This window comes from Geotalea sp. SG265 (genome assembly GCF_022808985.1).
Taxonomy (GTDB): Bacteria; Desulfobacterota; Desulfuromonadia; order Geobacterales; family Geobacteraceae; genus Geotalea.
Genome location: NZ_JAKZFT010000028.1, coordinates 1 through 18,790, shown reverse-complemented (window position 1 = coordinate 18,790; position 18,790 = coordinate 1). Strand labels below are relative to the sequence as shown.

Here is an 18,790-nt window from a genome sequence, read left to right as displayed (position 1 = left end):
ACTGAAGAAGAACTGCATTTCATAATTGAAAAGGTGAATCATCGACCCAGAAAATGCCTTAACTACCAGACACCACACGAAGTCTTCTTTCAAAATTCACGTGGTGCACTTGCAATTTGAATCCACCATGTCAATATAGTTAATTGCTTCAGTTGCATCTATACCACCATTGCTGGATAAGAGGTTGTGCAGGTCGATACTTGTTTTTGATGAAGTTAGGAGCCGTGAATGGGTGCCGGACGCCAACTGTGTATCCGTCTCTAACACCTTTAGTCGCTCTGAAACATATTGATTACGGGAGCCCTCAACCCAGTTATAGAAGGTATCGCGATCAACCGCTTCGCCCCTACCATAAATATCTAGAAACATCCCGAAGGTTTTCGTCTCTTCATCCATCTTCTGGATTTCAAAAAGATGAAATATCTTTGGGGTTTCGTCGTTGAAACCAACACTTATCATTCTGGTTGGTTCAAGCTTTTTGTCACAGCGGATAACGTGAGAGTCATTCTCGAATGTGACTGGATGTATCCTCAAATGAGAATCAAGATATTTTTGGATGTGAGGAGGGAACGGATTGGTTTCAAAAGAAGGCAGGAGGTCTTTATCTGGGCCATAAAAGGAATCCGAGTACATCGCGCCAGGCTCTTTCCTGCCAGCCAGTAGCTGCATGGGAAGGACGACAACAATGCCCATCTCCACTAACGGGCGAAGCCTTAACAACATTTGCAAACTTTTAGCCAGACTATTGCGTACGACGTCTGTACGACTGTCTTTGTTCGGATATGACAGAACATAAGTCGGGTTCATATTCATTGTCTTGAATAGAAAATATTCCTCAACCAGTGGATCCTTTATATATATCGTGTCTGTAAATAAGCATAGTTGCTTAATCAATTTCGGCGATAATGCGCTTAGCCAGCTATCGCTAAAGGCGCTAATGAACCCAGGGCTTTTTCGTGGCACAAGGGTCGAGTCTCCTTGCATTTCCTTATATTTTTCCAAGAAACTACCAATTTCATCCGACGTCAGCTTTGGCACTATTTTTACAGCACGTTGTGGGGTCGTAAACCCATAGGACTCTAAGAATTCGTAGAGGTATTGATTAGTCAAGCCCATCATCCTTTAAGTATCTCCATTTTCTTTTACACAACGGCTCGGAAGCTGACCGGCCCGATTTTGGTTGGAAATCATTTCTTCAGAATTACACTTCCAAGGGCAGGCCCACTCTTTTCTCTCATGGTTCAACCGCCTTAGTTTCCTTGCTTTTCTTGGCCTCTTCAAGGATGAATATAGTAGAGTTCAGACGGTCAATGACGTGTTTACAAACAAAAGCCACAAAATAGATAGTCCCAACAAAGACTATTATTTCGTTAGGTGCCTTATGTAAGGTAGGATCATCCATATTTTTTGCATAGGTGAGATACAAAAGTATCACAGCAGGTATGATGCCTAATTTATCCATAGCACCGACTATGAATCCAACGCGGTCCTCAAGCACTTTCTTTTCATGTATCAACCTTCTGCAAGTATAATCAACAGCTTCAATCGAATAAGGTTCGAGTTTTTTTAGCAAACAAACTTCACTACTAATTCTTTCTTTAACTTGTGTAAGATATGATTTAATTGGGTTAAATAGCGTCAAAAGACCATGTATAGCCACTGACAAGTTATGCACTAACATTAACAATAATGAAATCATACATATCAAAAGTTGGTAATGCCTTAACCATTCCATGTAAAAACATATGAATAGGAACAAGAACAAAATACCTGAAGATACAAAGCAGACGAGTTGTACTTTATCTTCAAACATCGTGACCGAGAGGTCAGTGTCAGTCTTGTCGTGTTTTATAAGTAAGTTGATTATTCCAGACTTGTACATACTAACTCGTACCCCCCTACCTTACTTGTCTGTATCTATGTATCGAACAACTAAAACTCCGGTGGCGGCAAAATTTGCAAGTCTAGTGGCAACGGAGCGGTAGAATGATGCGCTGTCAGTGTTGCCGAGTAGACCATCTGTTTTTACATCTGTCCATACTATTTCCCCCTCGGCTCTCTCCTTCAGCGTTCTTCTTCCGCTCTCGTGATAATCTACCTTCACTTCAATTCGTTTTGTATCAGACATATCGCTTCCTCCTTTAATTATTCCAATGGGGTGCGCCCTTGACCCGCAGCGGGGCGTCTTTCAGCCCCGGTCGGTGTCCAAGGGTTGGGCTTATTCAGGTCATCAGAGAATTTCTTCTTCCAGGGTGTATTTCACGGCAGCTTCAGCACATCCGCACTTTTTGCATTTGTCCCACTTCTCCAATGCTCTCTTTACAGCCTCAACAGATTTGTGGGATATCAAACATCCACAGCTCGGGCAGAATGCTCGAACTTTAAGCTCTAAGGGCTTACCAGTTAAAGGTGAAGGTACCGTTTCAGTGGCACTCTGCGTATTACGATTTAATTTCATGCGTTTTATTCTCTACTCACAACTAAGCCATGATTATCCTCCAAATATTGAAGAATTTTCTCTAGCGCAGCCATGACATCAAGCTGGTTTGCTCCAAATGCGTAGTAACCGCTCTTCACCATTTCATCTGTAGCAGTTGGCGGTATGCTTGTACTTCGAACCTTTGATCTACTTCCGTCAGAGGCTCGAAGCGTAATTGGGTACCTGAAACTTCTTCCTGCCGCCTCCCTCACTCCGCCAGGTCCATAATTTTGAATGTTCCCGTTGTAGCACTCGCCACCAAGGATACTTTCCATTTGAACAAGAAGTTGACGGCGAGCACTTGAGAATCGTTTTGACATGAAATACCCTCTTATTGATTATTTGCCCAACGGATTGAGGGTATGCGGGTTCACCGCAGCACCCGATTGTTGGCGCTCGTCCTGATCTTCGATTTTTAACTTGTTAAAAAACTCATCATATATCGGAGCAAGAAATTCAACTGTAGTACTCGCGTGAGGAAACATTTTGATGATGAATTCGTTGAAATCCATTTCTTTTTCGTTTATTGACTTGTAATAAAGGATGTCAAAAAGAGATTCTGTATCTTTTTGATTAGAAAGCATGATTTCAAAATCATTTATATTAATTATCTGCACGTCCTTGTCGACAGTATTGTCTTCCAGAGCACATTGAACAATAAAATTAGAAGTATAGAAGGGGTCGTTGACTACAATTAGCTTGACAAAGCTCTTGGCGGAGCTAAGTCTTTCTAACTCAGGGAACTTACCTGATTCTATATCAGAGTGAGAAGTACGTAACTGTTTAGTGGCGTGAAGAATTGTTGTAATCAAGTCGCTTCTGACGTTCTCTATAGATGGATTGTGCTTGCTTTGAGAAAATATTGATGATTGTTTTACCTCAATTATTATGAGTTTATCATTTTTTAAAACAAACCAGTCTGCGGAGTCTTGAAAAAAGTGCTTCCCTTTTTTGTATCTTATCTCCCGTATTACCTCCCAATTTTTGAAATAGAAGCGTAAAAGCTGTCCAATGTATTCTTCAAAGACATAACCAAAGCATTCCTTGAACTTATTGTTGCTGCCCCCCTTATTAAACCTATCAATCAGGTGAAAATATAATCCCGAGGGTAACTTATCGTGTAGATATTGTTTGCTCACAACTAAAAAAACCTCACCTTTATTTTGAACAGGCTCAGAATGCGTTGCGATAATTGGGTGCCGTATGAATGGAGGTAGCTTCGAATTAATGGATAAAATAGTATCATAGTCAGCACTACACCATTTCACAAACTTTTCGTGATATGCAACTGTCAACCTTAGTCCTGTTTTGCAATTTAGTTCGTCAATTGCTTTTTCATCATAAATCCAAAAATGTCCATTCTTGTTGCCGCAGATGGCATATGCAAATAGTATTGCGAAATCATATGGAATACCTATTTCTGATTCAATCTCTGACAATATGTCGATATGTTGGCATCGAGCTACTCGCTGCCAAAGTTCAGCATAAAGATAATAGTTTCTAGCAAAGTTGTTAAAGTTTTTCTCCTGGAAAGCAAATTGTCGGTAAGCGATGTAAAGCAATATTTCAAAAGCATTCTGGTGTTCTCTAGTTGATGCACTATCATTCAATCTATGGCACATTCGTAGTGCTAATTCGAGCTGTTCAGCGGTCATCTCCAAGTTATTGTCTTCGTTACATTCCCGCAATACCCTATATGCCAAATCGCACAAAACATCTTCTCGGACCGGTACATTGCCTAGCGTGAGACTATTTCTTCTGCCATGAAAGAGTTGACTAGACATGTCACAGATAATTCTCAACGTTTCAAGCCGATTAAATTGCACCAAAAATGAACTCAGGTCAGCTTCTGTGCAATTAATCTGTGGATCGTAAACGTATATTGTTTTGCCAAGGAAATTTGCAACGTGTTTCATATGTCCTCATGTCTTCGAGACCAGGACCATCTTGAATTCGAATTAATCAGCGATAGTGGGCTGCGGCGCACCGGCGGAGCGTAGCGGAGTCCGCGTGCAGCCGCGGGTTGTGGCTTTGCCGTCATAGCACATCAAATACCTGCTTTAACGTGTTGGAGTGATGTGTGAACAACGTGAATCAGTCGCCGGAAATCTGAGTCCTGTGAGTCACTTTTCCAACGGTTGATAAAGCGGCAGACTATCTGGAGATTCCCTTCCTCGTAATGACCATCGCTATCGATCCTGTCGAGCGAAGGAAGCATCTCCTCATCATCAGCAGTATCGTACTGGAATGGGATACTGGAAATTGCACATACTCCGTCTTGCGCCTCAATAAGGGCCTTTAAGTATTTCTCTAGTTCGAATCTGCTGGCGAACCGAAACTCTTTGTTTTTTTTGGTTTGTGTCACCTGTTGACCGTTGGAACTTGCAGCTGTCTTTTCAGCCGTTTCGGCCATCCTGGTGATAGCTAGTTCTTCCGGACTAAAGGTGTGACATGCGCCTCTTTTTGCCTTTTCGGCTCTTCCAGCCCAAGCCGAGAGCGAATGCCAGAACTCCAGGTTGCTCCCCTCAATAAGTGCCTTAGCATATTCGGCGTTCGAGTCAGAAAGACGCTGTATGGTGCCTTCGGTAAACAAAAACTCTTTGGCTTTTGGGTGTAACTCCCTCCAATTCAGCTTCCTGCCCTTCTGGCACTTATTCCGCCACGGATCTGCGGGCTTGTTGAAGACATAGTATCGGTCTTCTTTCCGTCCCACTGCCGCACCATCGTGCAACTGAACCTGAGCCCTCTCTGGTAATGATATAGTCCACCAAAGCTCATCTTTTTCGCGGTGAATCCAAATATCCCCTTGGGTGTTTGAAACAATGTGTCCGATATTGTACCAACGTGAAGCTACAGGCTTTGTCGGGCTGATTCCCTTTACCGTCTTCTTCTCCCTCAAGCATTTCTCTACATATTCCTCAAATTTCCCCTCCTGCCAGAGGGGCCAAAGATCAGCATCTTCATAGCTGCAAATCATTGAATTCGAAAGGCAGTGAGGCCACAGAGTATTTCCGATCCCGAAGTTTGCGATATATACGTCCACAATTCCTCCTGAGATAATTCATTCATTGCCACAACGGGCCGGGAGATCACTGGACAGGTGTTTTGGGCCCGGTGTCTCTTTCTGGTTGTACTACGCCTACCTAAAAACCCCCATGATACGGTCTCTTGCGGTATCAATGATTTTCTCAACGTGACTGCCCAAGGCATCATGCACTCTTAAAAGATCTTGCTCATGATCCCTTGGCGAAGACGCATCTTTCAAAACTACACGGAAAGCTTCGGTGCTTTTGTTTCGCCTGATTTCCGATTGGTTAATTCTGCGACCTATCTCAAGGCTGTAATCTTTGCTGGTTACCTTGTTTAATATTCCTGAAGAAAGTATTTCGGTTATGACATCTTCTTTTAGCGTATTTAATTCGGGGTCAATTTCATACCTCGGCGCCTCAACATGAAACATGATGGCACACGGATAGTTATGTCGTACCTCCCAGTGAATGGAGAAAAAATCCCGGCCTTCAGTATAGCCACCATCATTTTTTGCCCAGTCCCATTCCTCCACAAGACCAACGGTGAGTTCCCCTCCAACAAGTGTCGTCACAATAAATTTCATGTTTTTTCTCCTTTATCTGTACAACGGGGCTGGCTGGTGAGCGGGTTCACCGCTCCCCTTGTTCTCTGCCGTTTAAACTTCAAATATTAATGCAGCACTTTTTATACTTTTTCCCCGAGCCACAAGGGCAAGGTGCATTACGGCCAACTTTTACATGCGTCTTCTTCTCTATGCCATGAGTGACTGGAAATTCCCTCAAAGTTTTTTGCTGTATGGCGAGGTTCTCGGACATCAAGAAGCCGATTCCTTCATTCTCCTTTTGAAATTGTTCCCTGATCTCGCTCGACCACTCAGAGCAATCTAACAATATGAAATCTTCTGAATTTCTTTTTGAATACTTAGGAGCGTCAATAGCAATGCCAATGACCATTTTTAAATGTGGAAATTTATTTTTTGCCGCGCCGCATGCTATCCGTAACATAGCCTGCCGCTTAGGTCGGTACTCATTCTCGTAGTCTTTGATTCGATCCACCTTAAGCTGCAAAAAAACATATCCTTTGTCTTCGTAAAATGAAGACATAAAAGTAAGGTTACGCATTATTGGTTGAGTGGATTCAGGAAAGTTTTGAATTGCTCTAATCATGTGTTCAGACAAGGCACGGCGGTGGAACCGTGGTTCTTTTGCCATTTCATGGATAGGACTACGTCCTGTCAGTGGAGAACTATTGCCGAGGAGTGTTCCGTTAAGGGTGTTCTCGCAAGTCCTTTGGATGATCTCATCCCAAAGATACGATACCTTGTCTGCAACTTTCTTGTTTCTGTAGCACTCTTGTTTTATGAAATCAGACCATTCACCTTCTCCAATCATAACAAAGTTAATGTCCGTATCTGGTGTGCCAATAAAATGTCTTTTTGTTGCAGAATCGAAGTTCAGGAAGTAGTGGGCCAGCAAATCTTCCTCGCCGCAATAACTCAACGCATCATACTTCTTGATGGCCAGCGATTTAGCGTCTAGATACGAGGAAAAATCATAGAAGGTGTCGAGTTCTTCGAAGAGGATCGGAAGATTATGGCTGTCGAAAACATGGACTGGATTTTCTTTGTCTAGACTAATCATGAACGGGAAAGGAATTGGAAAGCTATTGTCTCCATAGGTTACTGCAAGGCTTCCGTATATATTATTATCAGAGAATTCCTCACATGCCTTTTTTGCACCGTGAGCAATAATAATTTTGTGCGAGATCATTGAGACGGGATCGATTGCAATCGGAAAAGGAACTTTTAATTCTCTGTCAAGGTATATCCCGCGACCGCTTCTGATATAACGTTCAGCACCATTTGCGGTACGAATCTGAGCATCAACTACCTTCTTTTTCCAGCGACCCCAATTTGTCCATGTATCCTTATTTTCTTTAGATAGAATTTGGCTTTCTCTGTCAAAAAATAAAAAAACATGATCTCCGAAAACCGCTAGAACATCACAGAGTTCGTCCCCCTTTTCGTTGAGTGGGTTGGGATAGCACCACAACTTGAGAAATGATCGCTCACAAAGACCTGCTAGCACTTTTTCTGTAGGGGTCACTCCTTCAGATTTTATGATAGGCAATGGTGTCTCCATTTCATTACTCAAAATCTGAGTACAACGGCTCGCGGATGTCCTGTGAGCATAGCGAATCAGGTCTATTCGCTTGTGTACGCCCGGCATGGGCGTGAACTTATGGGGTGTAAGTCCCCTGTACGGTGAATCCAACACTGTCGAGATGACAGCGTAACCAAAGTACTAGCCGCAGGCAAGGGCGTCTCCGCGAGGAGGGGGCTGAAGGAAGCTGGAGCGCAAAGGTATGAGCCGACGAGCAGAAACAGCATACAAGGCCGGGTGTCTGGGCAAGTCAGCACCACATGACGAAGTCCCACGGATTCAGGATGCCAAGGTAAATGCTGCATTTGTGTAGCGACAGTTCACGTTCTTAAAGCCCGCTATAGAGAGTAATTTCTCGTTGTCTTTGTGTTAAGACAGGAGCCGAAATCCCAACACTTAATGGGGCAACCTTTAAATAATTTTTTTATGACTGTATTGGAACTCTGGGGGGCTGGTAGCTAGCCCTACTTTTTGAAGGGGCAAAGCTGATTGAAAATACCAGGATGTACGGTTTCCACTCGATGCGGAGCCAACTTTGAGCAGCTCTACCAGCAAAGAATTTGTCGTGTGGATTCCGGGACTCTATACCAGTGCTTTCTTGACTTCCGGCAGTTTTTGCAATCCTTCTTCTGCAGCATGATTAGGTCACTGAACCACAAGCCCATCCGCCACCACCGCCCCATCCGTAATAGACAGGCTGCCATTCAATACCGGGTCGCCGATGATTGATGTATAGCTGCTATCATAGCCGCCCTGCAAGGTCACGGTGATCGGTCTGCTGCAGTTCAAAGACTCCGTATAATTCCTTGCCCAAAGTTTGAGGGTGGAGTCATCTGCTGTTGCATCGTATGCCGCTTGTACCGACGAGTAATAGGTAGTTCCTATCATTACCTGACGAGTTATATCGTAATCGAAAGTGGCGATAACGGTAACATCCGCCGAAGGTGCGAGTATGCAGTCTCCTGTGCCGGTACAGTTGCCCCCACTCCAGCCATTGAAGAGTGAGTACATTGAAGCCTCCGGATGAATGGTCACAGGTGTTCCGCTTGCATATTGTTCGCTGCAGGTGGTATTGCAGGCTGTGCCAGGTGGGGCAAGGGTGACAGTGCCGCTGCCAGTGCCGGCAAAAAGGACATTTAAATTCACATTCGTAGAAGCGCCTGCCGGGGTGAAGAGGAAGGAACTGGGGGAGACGAAGGTAGTCGGCGAGCCATAATTGGCGGTTACGCTCAGATAGCTCGTGCCGTCGTCCTTGGAAATACCCGAGCCAGCGTCGGTGGCACTCGCTGCGTTGAACGGTTTGTAATCGTAGCGAATGGTGCCGTTGTTGAACAGTACCGCCTCAAAGGCGTTCTGCCGAGAGCTTCCTTCTTCCGTCATCGTCTCCGTCTGCCATTGGATAACCACCCTCTCCGGTGCCGTCAGGTGCTCGATGAACACTCCCCCGCCATAGAGCGATGATAGGTCCTCGTTCCATACTGCCCCGACCGGCCCAAAACCGGCATTGGACAGTTGGAAAGAATAAGCCGAACGGGCGGAACCAAACCAGATGTTGCCGTTGGTATCGACGGTAATCTGCGAATAAGGTTGGTCGTAAAATTTGAACTGCCAAGAGGCAGGCAATGAATAGGTGAGATATTCATCGTCGCCGTAGAAGTAGGTATAGTCAGAGGAAATCGCACGCAGGGGATTGGCGTCGATACTTTCCCATAATGCCGTGTCAAGCTTAGAAAGGGTGTACGAGCCGTCGGTTGCGGCAAATGCTGTAGCCGTGACAGTTGTTAATGCGATAGCTACTATTTTGCAGATGAAGTGGCGCATCAGTCACTCCTTTTGTTGTTCACTTGCTATGAGAAATTTCCCGGTTTATTGATAGGCCGTTGCTGTCTTGGCACCCGCACACCCTGACACATGCACTGACGCATTAAAGCAAAAAGAGGCACATTAACGGTGCAAACGGTTGAGGGCTGTCCTACTATTCCGCCCTAGTAGAACAATCTACAAAGATGATTTCATCTTCATTTTCTGGTCGGGCAACATAAGGATATATTCTAATATTAATTGAGCAGCCAAGTTTCACAATCTGTTGCAGTGCTTGAGTACTGATAGATGAATCCATTGTTTCCTCAGAATCGCCAGCTTCATATCCTATATCCAATACTTTCTTACTACAATTACTCCAAAGGTCTTTTATGTGGCTTGGAGCTTTTTCAAATAAATCAAGCAATTCTGATATATCTTCATCAGGACCGGCTATATTCATCAGTTTCGATTCTAAGCCAATATGAAATGAGCCTTCAATTTTTTCTTGATAAAGAATCAAGACATTACCATCCAAATATTGCACTAATTCAGTCAAGTCTACTTCTGATTCAATTAGTAGATCTACAGTAAGATAACGAGTATCCATGATCACTAAACGCACCCATAAAGATAATATTTAGCAGCAATGGCAGACCAAAAACAATGAAGCAGATAAGCACTGTCATTTCATGCTCATATTCATTGCCGATTACATTAAAAATACCGTTACAAATGCCAATGAAACACCAGCAATGAAAAACAAGATCGTAGCCCAGAGCCAAACCCCGCAGTACCCCTTTTCTCTTGTTGTTTCACGAGCATATTCAATAAAAACTGTATCTATTCTTATTCCATAGAGCCTATTTTTTATGATGCCTTTTTTTTTCAAATAAGCTGACATCATCATGAATGATAAGTAACTCAACGGAATGAATAAGTAGTTCAATACTTGGATCATTGATCTCATAGGAACCTCTTTACTTTGAGCTGCATTTTCCTACAACACGTGGATACCCTGGGTCCATTTTTGCAATGCTGATTACAAATAACTCCATCCCCCAACCTGGCCCAACACCAGTACTGGTCCAATCTGAGCCTAACGAAGAACTACCTGAAAGCGGTCCAATAACACACTCAATACTAGCGCCACTGTACCCCCCAGGGCAGTTCTTTTTATCGCCGTGTTCCATTGAAACACCTCCTACAAAACCAAAGCCCAAGCCTCCTAAAAATTTAGTTCCTCGTATCATCCATAAGTTACAACCATCACAGCACCATGAGGTAAATCGCCCGCCACCAACTAATGCCATTCCCTGTGCTCCCATGGTCATGCCCTCACCAACTAGCCCTGACGGGTCTCTACGTGAAACCGGCTGGTTTTGGACGTATGAGTACAAATTTATGCCACCTTTGAATCCAGCAGGGTCTTTAGAAACGAACCGCCCCTCCAAGGGCTCATAGTACCGAGCCCGGTAGTAGTAGAGCCCGGTCTCCTTATCCCACTCTCTGCCCGTATACATATAGCTATTTTTGAAAGTAGTCGTTGCTTTTGGCATCCCAAAACTGTCGTAAGTATAACGCTGAACAACAGTTCTGGATTCATCGGTGATAGCCGTGATGCTTCCCAATCCGTCGGCGTGATAGTAGTAAACGCTGCCATCCCGCTCCATTGCCAGTGGCTCGTCAGGTCCGAGACCGTGGGTATAGAAGGTCTTGCTTGTGGTGGTGCCGTCGGTGGTTATTTCAAGGGCAATGTTGTCGCCATCGTAGACGTAGGTCGTGGTTATTGTAGTGCTTATGCCGTCTTTGGTGGTGACGTGCTTTTTCTCGATCCTTCTCCCCATAGGGTCATACTTGAAGGTGGTGGTTTTGTCTTCGCTGGTACCCTTCTTTTTCTCAACTTTCGTCAGTCGGTTCTCGTAGTCCCATGACAGGGTCCATTCCTTGTCCAGTGCATTGTTGATGACGCGGTTGGTCTGGTTCCCCCTGTTGTCGTAAATGAAACTCAGGGTTCTGCCGGTGATGAGCTGGTTGCCGTCATTGTACTGGTAGGTCCCTTCTATATCCCTGGTGCCGGGGCCTGATTTCCGGTTGCCGACGTCGTCGTAGGTGTAGTGTTCGATTCCCTTTGACGTGACGGTATCGGTGAGACGGTAGGTTTCGTCGTAATTGTAGCTCTCGTTGACCGTGCCAGTTTTGGTTTTACGGTTACCGGCGTCATAGTGGGTGTAGCCGGAGTCGGTAATGACTCCTCCTCCGAGTGCAGCATGGCTTACAGATGTGAGCCGATTGAGGTCGTCGTAGTCATAAGTGGCGGTGATCTGATTGGGATAGGAAAGCGTATGGCGGCGACTTGAGTTATCGTAGCCGATGGTGAATATTCCAGCAGAGCCGGTTATGGTTTCCAACCGGTTGGCTCCGTCGTAGCCGTAGGTGACGGTCTTCGCGTCGGCGGTGACAGGGAAGTAATTGACGGTCTTCTTCTGGCCGATGTTGTCGTATTCGTCGTAGTTGATGACCCGACCATTTGAGTCGGTGACGCTCTTGAGCCAGCCGTTCTTGTAGTAGGTGTAGGTATAGCTGATGTTCTGATTGGTGGCGGTCCAGAGGGCACCGTCGGGGTAATAGGTGAAAGTGGCCTCAGTGCCATCGGCGTAGTGCTTTTTGGTGAGACGCCCTTGGGTGTCGTAGTAGTGAGTGATGAGCACTACCTCAGCCGTGGGCGTGGTAGTGTCGATCTTTTCTTTCAAAAGCCCGTTGTCATAGTAGGTATAGCGAATAACTTTGTTGAGCGGGTCCGTTTCCCGTTCCAGTTGGCCCAAGGTGTTGTACTGGTACGAAGTCCGCTTCTGGCGGGCATCCACCACGGCAGTCAGCTTATCGACACCGCTGCAGGAAGGGCAGCCGGTGGCCCCATACTCATAGGTGGTATCCTTCAGCCGTGCATCGGTTACCTTGGTTACCTGTCCCTGAAAGTTATACTCATACCTGGTTTCATGGTTTTCGGGATCGATGATCGAGTTACGGTTACCGTTGTTGTCGTAGCTATAGCGGGTGATGTTATCGGGAAGGCCAACGGCGTAGCGGGTAACTTTTCGCAACCTATTCAGCGCGTCGTACTCCTGAACCGTGGTTGTTTCCCTGCCTGCCGTATCACGGACAATCACTTCCTGGGGATTCCCATTGTGGTCATAAAAGGTGTAGCGGGTAACCACATTGTCCGGGGCTGTGATAGATTCCAGTTGACCGGCCAGGCCAGCAGCACGGTTTTCCGGAGTATCTGGATAATAGGTGTACGTGGTTTTTTTGCCGTTGCCGTCTTCGACCTCGGCAATAGTGCCGTTGGCATTTTCCCTGGTTATGGTTTGCTTGCCTTCGGGATCGGTAACGGTGGTGACCTTGAGACCATTGACGCTCGTGTATTGGTAGGTAGTGGTCCTGAAGGGGGTAAAGCGCTCATCCGTCACCGAGGCTATCTGGTCTAAATAGACCGGGTCGTAAGTATAGCGTAGCGCTGTCTTGATCGGTGGGTTGCGACTTCCCAAAGAGGCAATGTCAACGGTCTGTGGGTCGATTGCCGGGACATAAGTCGAGATATTCACCGGGTCCGTCTGGGTCAGTTGGTTACCGTATTGGTCATAGGTGTAGAAGGTGGTGAGGAAGTTATTGTCGAATGGCTCAGTCTTGGCCCGCAGCGTTGTATCGGAGTTGTAGTAGTAGCTGGTTTTCTTGCCGCCAATGAGGGTCTTTTCCTTTAAGAATCCGCTCTGAATGTCGTAGGTATACTGCCACTGGCCGCCGTCTTTTTCTGTGAAAGTGGTGGTGCGTACATCTCCGGTCGTGGTGGGATAGACGATGCCACGGGTTTTGTTGTTCGGGTCGGTAGAGCTGTTGACCTTGGAACCACTGTAGCCATATTGAATGGTGTTGCCGCCGGGGTCTTTCTTTGTTTGCAGCAGATTGCCGGTGTTGTAGGTGTACTCCCAGTAGCCAGCGGGAACACCGGTATCAGTGACAGGGTTTATTACCTTCCACAGACGACTGTTCTGGTAGGCAAGGGTGAAGACATCTTGGTTTGGATCGGTGATGGTGGTAAGACGATGGGGGGTAATTCCTGTGTCGTAACCCAGAGCGATGGTACGCCAGCCGTCGCTGATACTGGTAAGATCGCCGCCTGTATAGCCGAAAGTTAGGACGTTCTGGTTCTTGTCGGTTATTGAGTTGATAGTTCCGTTGGCGTTGAAGGCATATTTGCGGCCATCTATAAAGGTGATTTCTGTTGCACTGCTGTTCAATAAGGATGTGTCCCCAGCCTCGGCCGCATAAGCCCCATTGCTAAAGGAGTAGACGTGTCGTTTGCCCCCTTCGAACAGGACCTTGCCGTTATTGTCGCTTGATAGTAGGGTTATGTCGAAGTTGTGCCGCCACCCTGGGCTGATCGGCCCAGTTGTGGTGTCGAGGCTGTTGTAATTAAGGGTAAAGGAGACCGGGAAGGTGCCCCCTCGGGTGGAAAAGAGTTCCTGGCTGAAGGAAAGGTTGCCGGTGGTGACATTGGCTGTGGAACCAAAATTAACGCTGGCTTTGCATTGGTTGGGTGGTTCAATGATAGTGGCGTTGACGAAAGCTTGCGCATTGCAGGTGTCAGCCATAGCAGTAATCAACCCCTGATACACGCCAGGTGGTAGAGGGTCATTGCCGTTCTTCCCATCCCAGACAAAGGTGGCTGAGCCTCCACTGCCACTCGTTCCCTTGTTATAAATATTGAGAGTCCAATTGATCGGATAGTTGGCAGTGATTCCCGCCGCAATGGTCGTTTTCTGATCCATGCTGGGTTTGAAGGGGTTCGGAATGGCGCTAGGGGTGTCTATTTTTAGGCAGCACGGCGGTTTAGCATATGTAGGAATGAAAAGGATTTTGTCAAAAACATCGGTTGAGATGGCCGGGGCAACCGGATAGCCGCTCATTGCTTTACCGTCCAGTTTGCCGCCGTTGGCGAAGTACTTCGTTACCATCACGAAGTTGGTCCCTGCAGTGTTGCGGAAGACCTTTGCCTGGAAATAAGGAGCCTGGGACATGATCATGCTCTGCATGTAGCTCGGGGTGATGTTTTCGTAGATCATATCGCCGGAGCTGTTGGGATCACGCTCGATTGTGCCATTGTTGCAGATCAAATCAATCGTGCGGTAGGTATAGATGGTGCTTTCCCATGGACACTTGTCGCCGATGTATTCGGTGCCGATTACGGACGCGAGTCCTGGGCTGCAACTAACGGCGGCTGCATCATGTTCCAGTATCCAGGTTGTTACGGTATAGACAGAAAAACAAGAAATATCCGAGCGTAGAAGCTGCTCATAATCCCCTCCAAGTACGCAGAAAAGAAGATAACATAGCGAAAAACTTGATCGCAGAACCAAATAACCTTTTTAACATCAAGTGGCTCCTTGAAAGTAGGCAGATAGAAATGGCCAATTAAGAATAGGACGCTGGAAGCAGTGAAAAGCAGGAGTATTTGAAGTTATACCAGTACTAGCTGGTGGTAATCATTCTTGTCGTTCTGGAAGGTATCGTTATTAGGAGGTTGGGATTAACAGTTATAAAAATTTGGGATTTTTTTCAATGAAAAAACTGGTGTAAAGAATTTTTACACCTGTAAAATTTCTTTACACGTACTGTCTTTTCAACAGGTTACAGAAGGGATTTTGCGTCATTATCTCGAAAATTAAATAAAAAATAATGTACTTGCTGTGTTCCATAGGGGGCCAGCGGTATTTGGGACAACATGTTGATGGCATTACTATCCCATAATAACGCTGATATAGTTTCCTCATTCGGCAATATTGGGGAGCAGATACTGGCCTTGCGTAAGTCCGGAGAGTATGGGCACTGATTGCACCCCTGGACACAGCAACCACCTACGAATACAGAACATGTCATGGATGTCCGATGTGACTAAGGTAACAATGATATTGCACATCTAGTTGTTCAAGCGTAACACCTCCATTTTACCCAAGACACCCCTGCCACTTACCCAACTATATAAGATCAATCGGAATTAGGTGTCCGGGGCCTTTTTGTGACCCCGGACTTTCTTCATGTATCGAGTAGCGGCTGCAATCTCCTGCAGGCGCGATTTTTGTTGTTGCGGATCAGTTCAATGATTCCATCATATTTTAAGAGGTAGACGGCTCTCCCTCTGTTGATGTTTGGAAGATATTTCATCGTCCAGTTTCCTCGGCTCACTCTGGGGTTTTGCGATGTACGTGCGATTGCAGTAGATAGATTGCTGACGCCAACCATGTTTTTTACATCTACCCCGAGATAGTAGGTTGTTCCATCCAGGTGATATATCGTTAGTTCTTCCCAGCTATGGGCAAAAATTTGTTCAAGGGTCATAAATTCATTTCCTCATATAAAGTTCACTACAGAAATTGGACTACTTTTTTGATCGAGTCTTTCCACCGTACCTGAGGTTCATCTTTCAGAAACGCATACAACTGGACCATCTCTTCGTCTACCTGCAATTCCTTTATCTTCTGAACAGCAGCAACTACCTCGGGAATGGTTTGATCTACACGCTCATCGAGGTTGTTCATGGTCCCAATCCAGATGGTTCCCGTCGTAAGTGGTGATAGCGCATAGAAGGTTTCAATCGCAGCATCTTTACCTTCGAGTATCGGTTCCATGCTTATGCCTGTCTGATATCCCTTTTCAGTGGCGTACTTAAGGCAACTTATTCTTTCCTCTGGCGTCGGTGCTCCTGGTTCCCAAAAGGCAGTCACCTCCTGATTTATGGAACCGATTGTGAAGCGGAATTCCATTTGCGTCTTGAAAGCCTGAAACTCGGCGCAGATATGTTTGATGCATTCGAGATGAGGCTTTGACACAAGGAGTACTTCATTACCTGCAGCCAGGATGTTGTAGAGGGCCTGACAGTAAACCTCCAGATATGCCGGGCTGATATCGTGGGTACTTGGAAACATGACTCGCTTGTCAGCCTGCAGATGAATGTTGCTTTTTTGATGTTTTGGCCGCTCAGTGGTCCATGCTTCGTTACTGGGTACTAACATCTCCTGAACAAAGAAGCTCCGCGCATAGCAGTAACGGCAGTTATGGGAGCATCCAATCCCGATGTTGTAGCTGTACCCGGCCCATTCTCCGACCCCATATCCTGCTGGGGCCTTATTGAACTTGTTTTCGTACATATTGGTTATTTTTCCTTTCTGAAATGAAAAACTCCCCTGGCGTTACCAAGGGAGTCTTTGAAATTTGTTGTTTGTGTTGATGTTACTCGTCTGCTACAGGTGCTATTTCAGGGGCTTTATCATAGACTGGCCATTCAACCTGGTAGTTGACGAACCGTTCAAACATTTTTCTGCACTCGGCCAACGAGGGGAACCTGTAGATGTTAGGCCGGTGATTACCGTAGCGGCTCTTGCTGCCTTTGCCGATTGTTATCCCCGAGAACAGCTTTCTGAGTTGCGTACCGAATTCTGAATCGCTTAGCCTGAATCGCACTCCGACACGGATACAGAATGCGATGAACTGGCCGTACAGTTCCTTTGTTGGGATCTCGTCCCAACCGGAAACCGCATTTCCAAGGGCGCCTGACTCCAACTTCTGAAACATGAACTTCTGAACCGGAGTCATGCTGTAGAGCTTTTGTTCCAGTAGCGCCGGAGTCTGTGGGAACTGCCGTAGATTGATCCTGGAAATGTCGTGGTTCAACAGAAAATGTAAAAGGGCCTCTCGGCCCCCATTGTCCAGCTCTCTTTGGATTGCTTTAAAATAGGCATGGTCCTGCATTCGACCTTCACCGACATCTAGCACAAAGAACCTTCGTTCTTGCGGTCCTGCTGGTGCAACCCATTCGTTATTGGTCGCAAAGATGAAGTGCAGATGGTTCTTGATCTTGAATGCGTTTTCGCCTTTGCCCTCTATGATCAGGCTGTGCTCCGTAATCATGGCCTTGAGAACGCCTTCAGCCTGCTTATCACCGGCCCAGAATGCTTCGTCTGCAAATACAAGGCATTTGTCTTTCATGTGGGCGTTGAATTTCCCGGTAAGTTGCGACCCTTGGACTAGTTGGAGAAAATGACGACCGAAGAGGGAGCCATACCCATTGGCAAATACGCCTTTGCCGGTTCCCATTGATCCTCTCAGAGCTAGGGCAACACCGATAAGCTCATCTGGCCGCTGAACACCTTGGGCCATCCATGCAAGGATATAGTTATAGATCACATCATTTCCGTTGGCGATATTGTCCCGTATATGAGCAAGGTACAGGGAGCAGTCGCCCTCGCTTGGCTCGACAGCAAAGCCGGTCCACAGATTATAGTATCCATCTGGCGTTGTCTTCGGATTGAATGTTAGCCCCTTGTATTCACGACGCGCAGGGTGGATAAACCAGGCGGCACCCAAGGGAATCGTCTTGTCGTTCATTTGAACCTTGCTGTTACAATAAAACGACTTGAAATCTGCTGGGGTTGAAAATTGGATATCTTTGAGTTCTGTTTCGGGGTCGAGGAATTCCGTTAAAACTCGGCATTTCCCGCCGACATTGATCACAGCATGCTTCTTATTTAATTGCTGTATTTGTGCGTTTAAAGATGCCGTAGCGCTGTCCACTGATTTTGTGGTATCGGCTGCAACCGCACCTGTTTTGCTGCTGGTTTGAAGGCTGGTATCTTTGATCGAGCCTCCTGAGGTGTTTTTATTACTCATTCAAAATGCTTCCTTTCTGTTCTCCTTTTCGGAGTGATGATGTTTTTTAGGTTGCGGTGACAACGACGTGTGATTCTATCCACCGTTGCACCTCGCTGGTTTTGTATCTGATGGATCGCCCGATTTTGACATAAGGGATTCCTGTACCCTTAAACCGGCTAATTTCGAACCAAGCTGGGCTCATGCCAGTCCAGGCGACGACTTCCTTCTGGGAAAGTAGTCTGTCATTTTCCATAATTTTCTCCTTATTTTTTTGTGTCCAGAAATGACAAAGCCCCTCTGGAGTTCCCAGAGGGGCTTATTAAAGTGTTTATTGTCGGTATGATTTAGTTTTGGCTGCTCAAGAATAGCACCGTCCTCAAGAGGTGGAAAACAACCTTCCCCCAAAATAGCACTTAGAGAATGTTGGAGATGCTATTACAGATACTCAAAAATAACACTATCAGTGCTATATTTTTATAATCATAATCACTGCTGTCCCATAGTTTCTAAAGCAACACCAGTTGCGGCGAAGCCTCTATTTTCGGGGGGTTGAATAGGCTTTCGAGGTCGCGTCGCTCGAACAAATTCAGCTGTAATAACCGTAAGATCTGCT

15 protein-coding genes are annotated in these 18,790 nt (G+C 46.0%); all 15 read right to left on the bottom strand.

Annotated features, from left to right (window positions below; translation table 11 throughout):
• Positions 1–96: 96 nt before the first annotated feature.
• The gene (locus tag ML541_RS18535; RefSeq protein WP_243375465.1) at positions 97–1,119 is read right to left on the bottom strand and encodes a hypothetical protein; all 1,023 of its coding nucleotides are present in this window, start codon (positions 1,117–1,119) and stop codon (positions 97–99) included.
• Positions 1,120–1,234: 115 nt separating this feature from the next.
• Positions 1,235–1,882: a hypothetical protein gene (locus ML541_RS18530; RefSeq protein WP_243375462.1), complete on the bottom strand. Its 648-nt coding sequence runs from the start codon at positions 1,880–1,882 to the stop codon at positions 1,235–1,237.
• A gap of 21 nt (positions 1,883–1,903) precedes the next feature.
• Positions 1,904–2,128 (bottom strand): hypothetical protein, encoded by a 225-nt coding sequence (locus ML541_RS18525; protein WP_243375460.1) that lies wholly within the window; start codon positions 2,126–2,128, stop codon positions 1,904–1,906.
• Between the two features lie 335 nt (positions 2,129–2,463).
• Positions 2,464–2,799 (bottom strand): hypothetical protein, encoded by a 336-nt coding sequence (locus tag ML541_RS18520; protein ID WP_243375457.1) that lies wholly within the window; start codon positions 2,797–2,799, stop codon positions 2,464–2,466.
• A gap of 18 nt (positions 2,800–2,817) precedes the next feature.
• Positions 2,818–4,395, bottom strand: a complete 1,578-nt coding sequence (locus tag ML541_RS18515) for a hypothetical protein (RefSeq protein WP_243375454.1) — start codon at positions 4,393–4,395, stop codon at positions 2,818–2,820.
• Positions 4,396–4,526: 131 nt separating this feature from the next.
• Positions 4,527–5,522 (bottom strand): hypothetical protein, encoded by a 996-nt coding sequence (locus ML541_RS18510; protein WP_243375451.1) that lies wholly within the window; start codon positions 5,520–5,522, stop codon positions 4,527–4,529.
• A gap of 96 nt (positions 5,523–5,618) precedes the next feature.
• On the bottom strand, positions 5,619–6,092 hold the full coding sequence (locus ML541_RS18505; RefSeq protein ID WP_243375448.1) for a hypothetical protein: 474 nt from the start codon (positions 6,090–6,092) through the stop codon (positions 5,619–5,621).
• Positions 6,093–6,171: 79 nt separating this feature from the next.
• On the bottom strand, positions 6,172–7,638 hold the full coding sequence (locus ML541_RS18500; protein WP_243375445.1) for an SEC-C metal-binding domain-containing protein: 1,467 nt from the start codon (positions 7,636–7,638) through the stop codon (positions 6,172–6,174).
• Between the two features lie 678 nt (positions 7,639–8,316).
• Positions 8,317–9,492, bottom strand: a complete 1,176-nt coding sequence (locus ML541_RS18495) for a hypothetical protein (RefSeq protein ID WP_243375444.1) — start codon at positions 9,490–9,492, stop codon at positions 8,317–8,319.
• A gap of 154 nt (positions 9,493–9,646) precedes the next feature.
• Positions 9,647–10,087 carry a hypothetical protein gene (locus ML541_RS18490; RefSeq protein ID WP_243375441.1) on the bottom strand — a complete coding sequence of 147 codons (441 nt, stop codon included), beginning with the start codon at positions 10,085–10,087 and terminating at the stop codon, positions 9,647–9,649.
• 96 nt (positions 10,088–10,183) lie between these two features.
• Positions 10,184–10,441: a hypothetical protein gene (locus ML541_RS18485; RefSeq protein WP_243375439.1), complete on the bottom strand. Its 258-nt coding sequence runs from the start codon at positions 10,439–10,441 to the stop codon at positions 10,184–10,186.
• A 10-nt stretch (positions 10,442–10,451) separates the two neighbouring features.
• Entirely contained in the window at positions 10,452–14,645 is a 4,194-nt protein-coding gene (locus tag ML541_RS18480) for an RHS repeat-associated core domain-containing protein (protein WP_243375436.1), read from the bottom strand.
• Between the two features lie 919 nt (positions 14,646–15,564).
• Positions 15,565–15,867, bottom strand: a complete 303-nt coding sequence (locus tag ML541_RS18475; protein WP_243375434.1) for a hypothetical protein — start codon at positions 15,865–15,867, stop codon at positions 15,565–15,567.
• 26 nt (positions 15,868–15,893) lie between these two features.
• Positions 15,894–16,676 carry a hypothetical protein gene (locus ML541_RS18470; RefSeq protein ID WP_243375432.1) on the bottom strand — a complete coding sequence of 261 codons (783 nt, stop codon included), beginning with the start codon at positions 16,674–16,676 and terminating at the stop codon, positions 15,894–15,896.
• A gap of 82 nt (positions 16,677–16,758) precedes the next feature.
• Positions 16,759–18,195: a DUF5906 domain-containing protein gene (locus ML541_RS18465; RefSeq protein WP_243375429.1), complete on the bottom strand. Its 1,437-nt coding sequence runs from the start codon at positions 18,193–18,195 to the stop codon at positions 16,759–16,761.
• Positions 18,196–18,790: the final 595 nt, after the last annotated feature.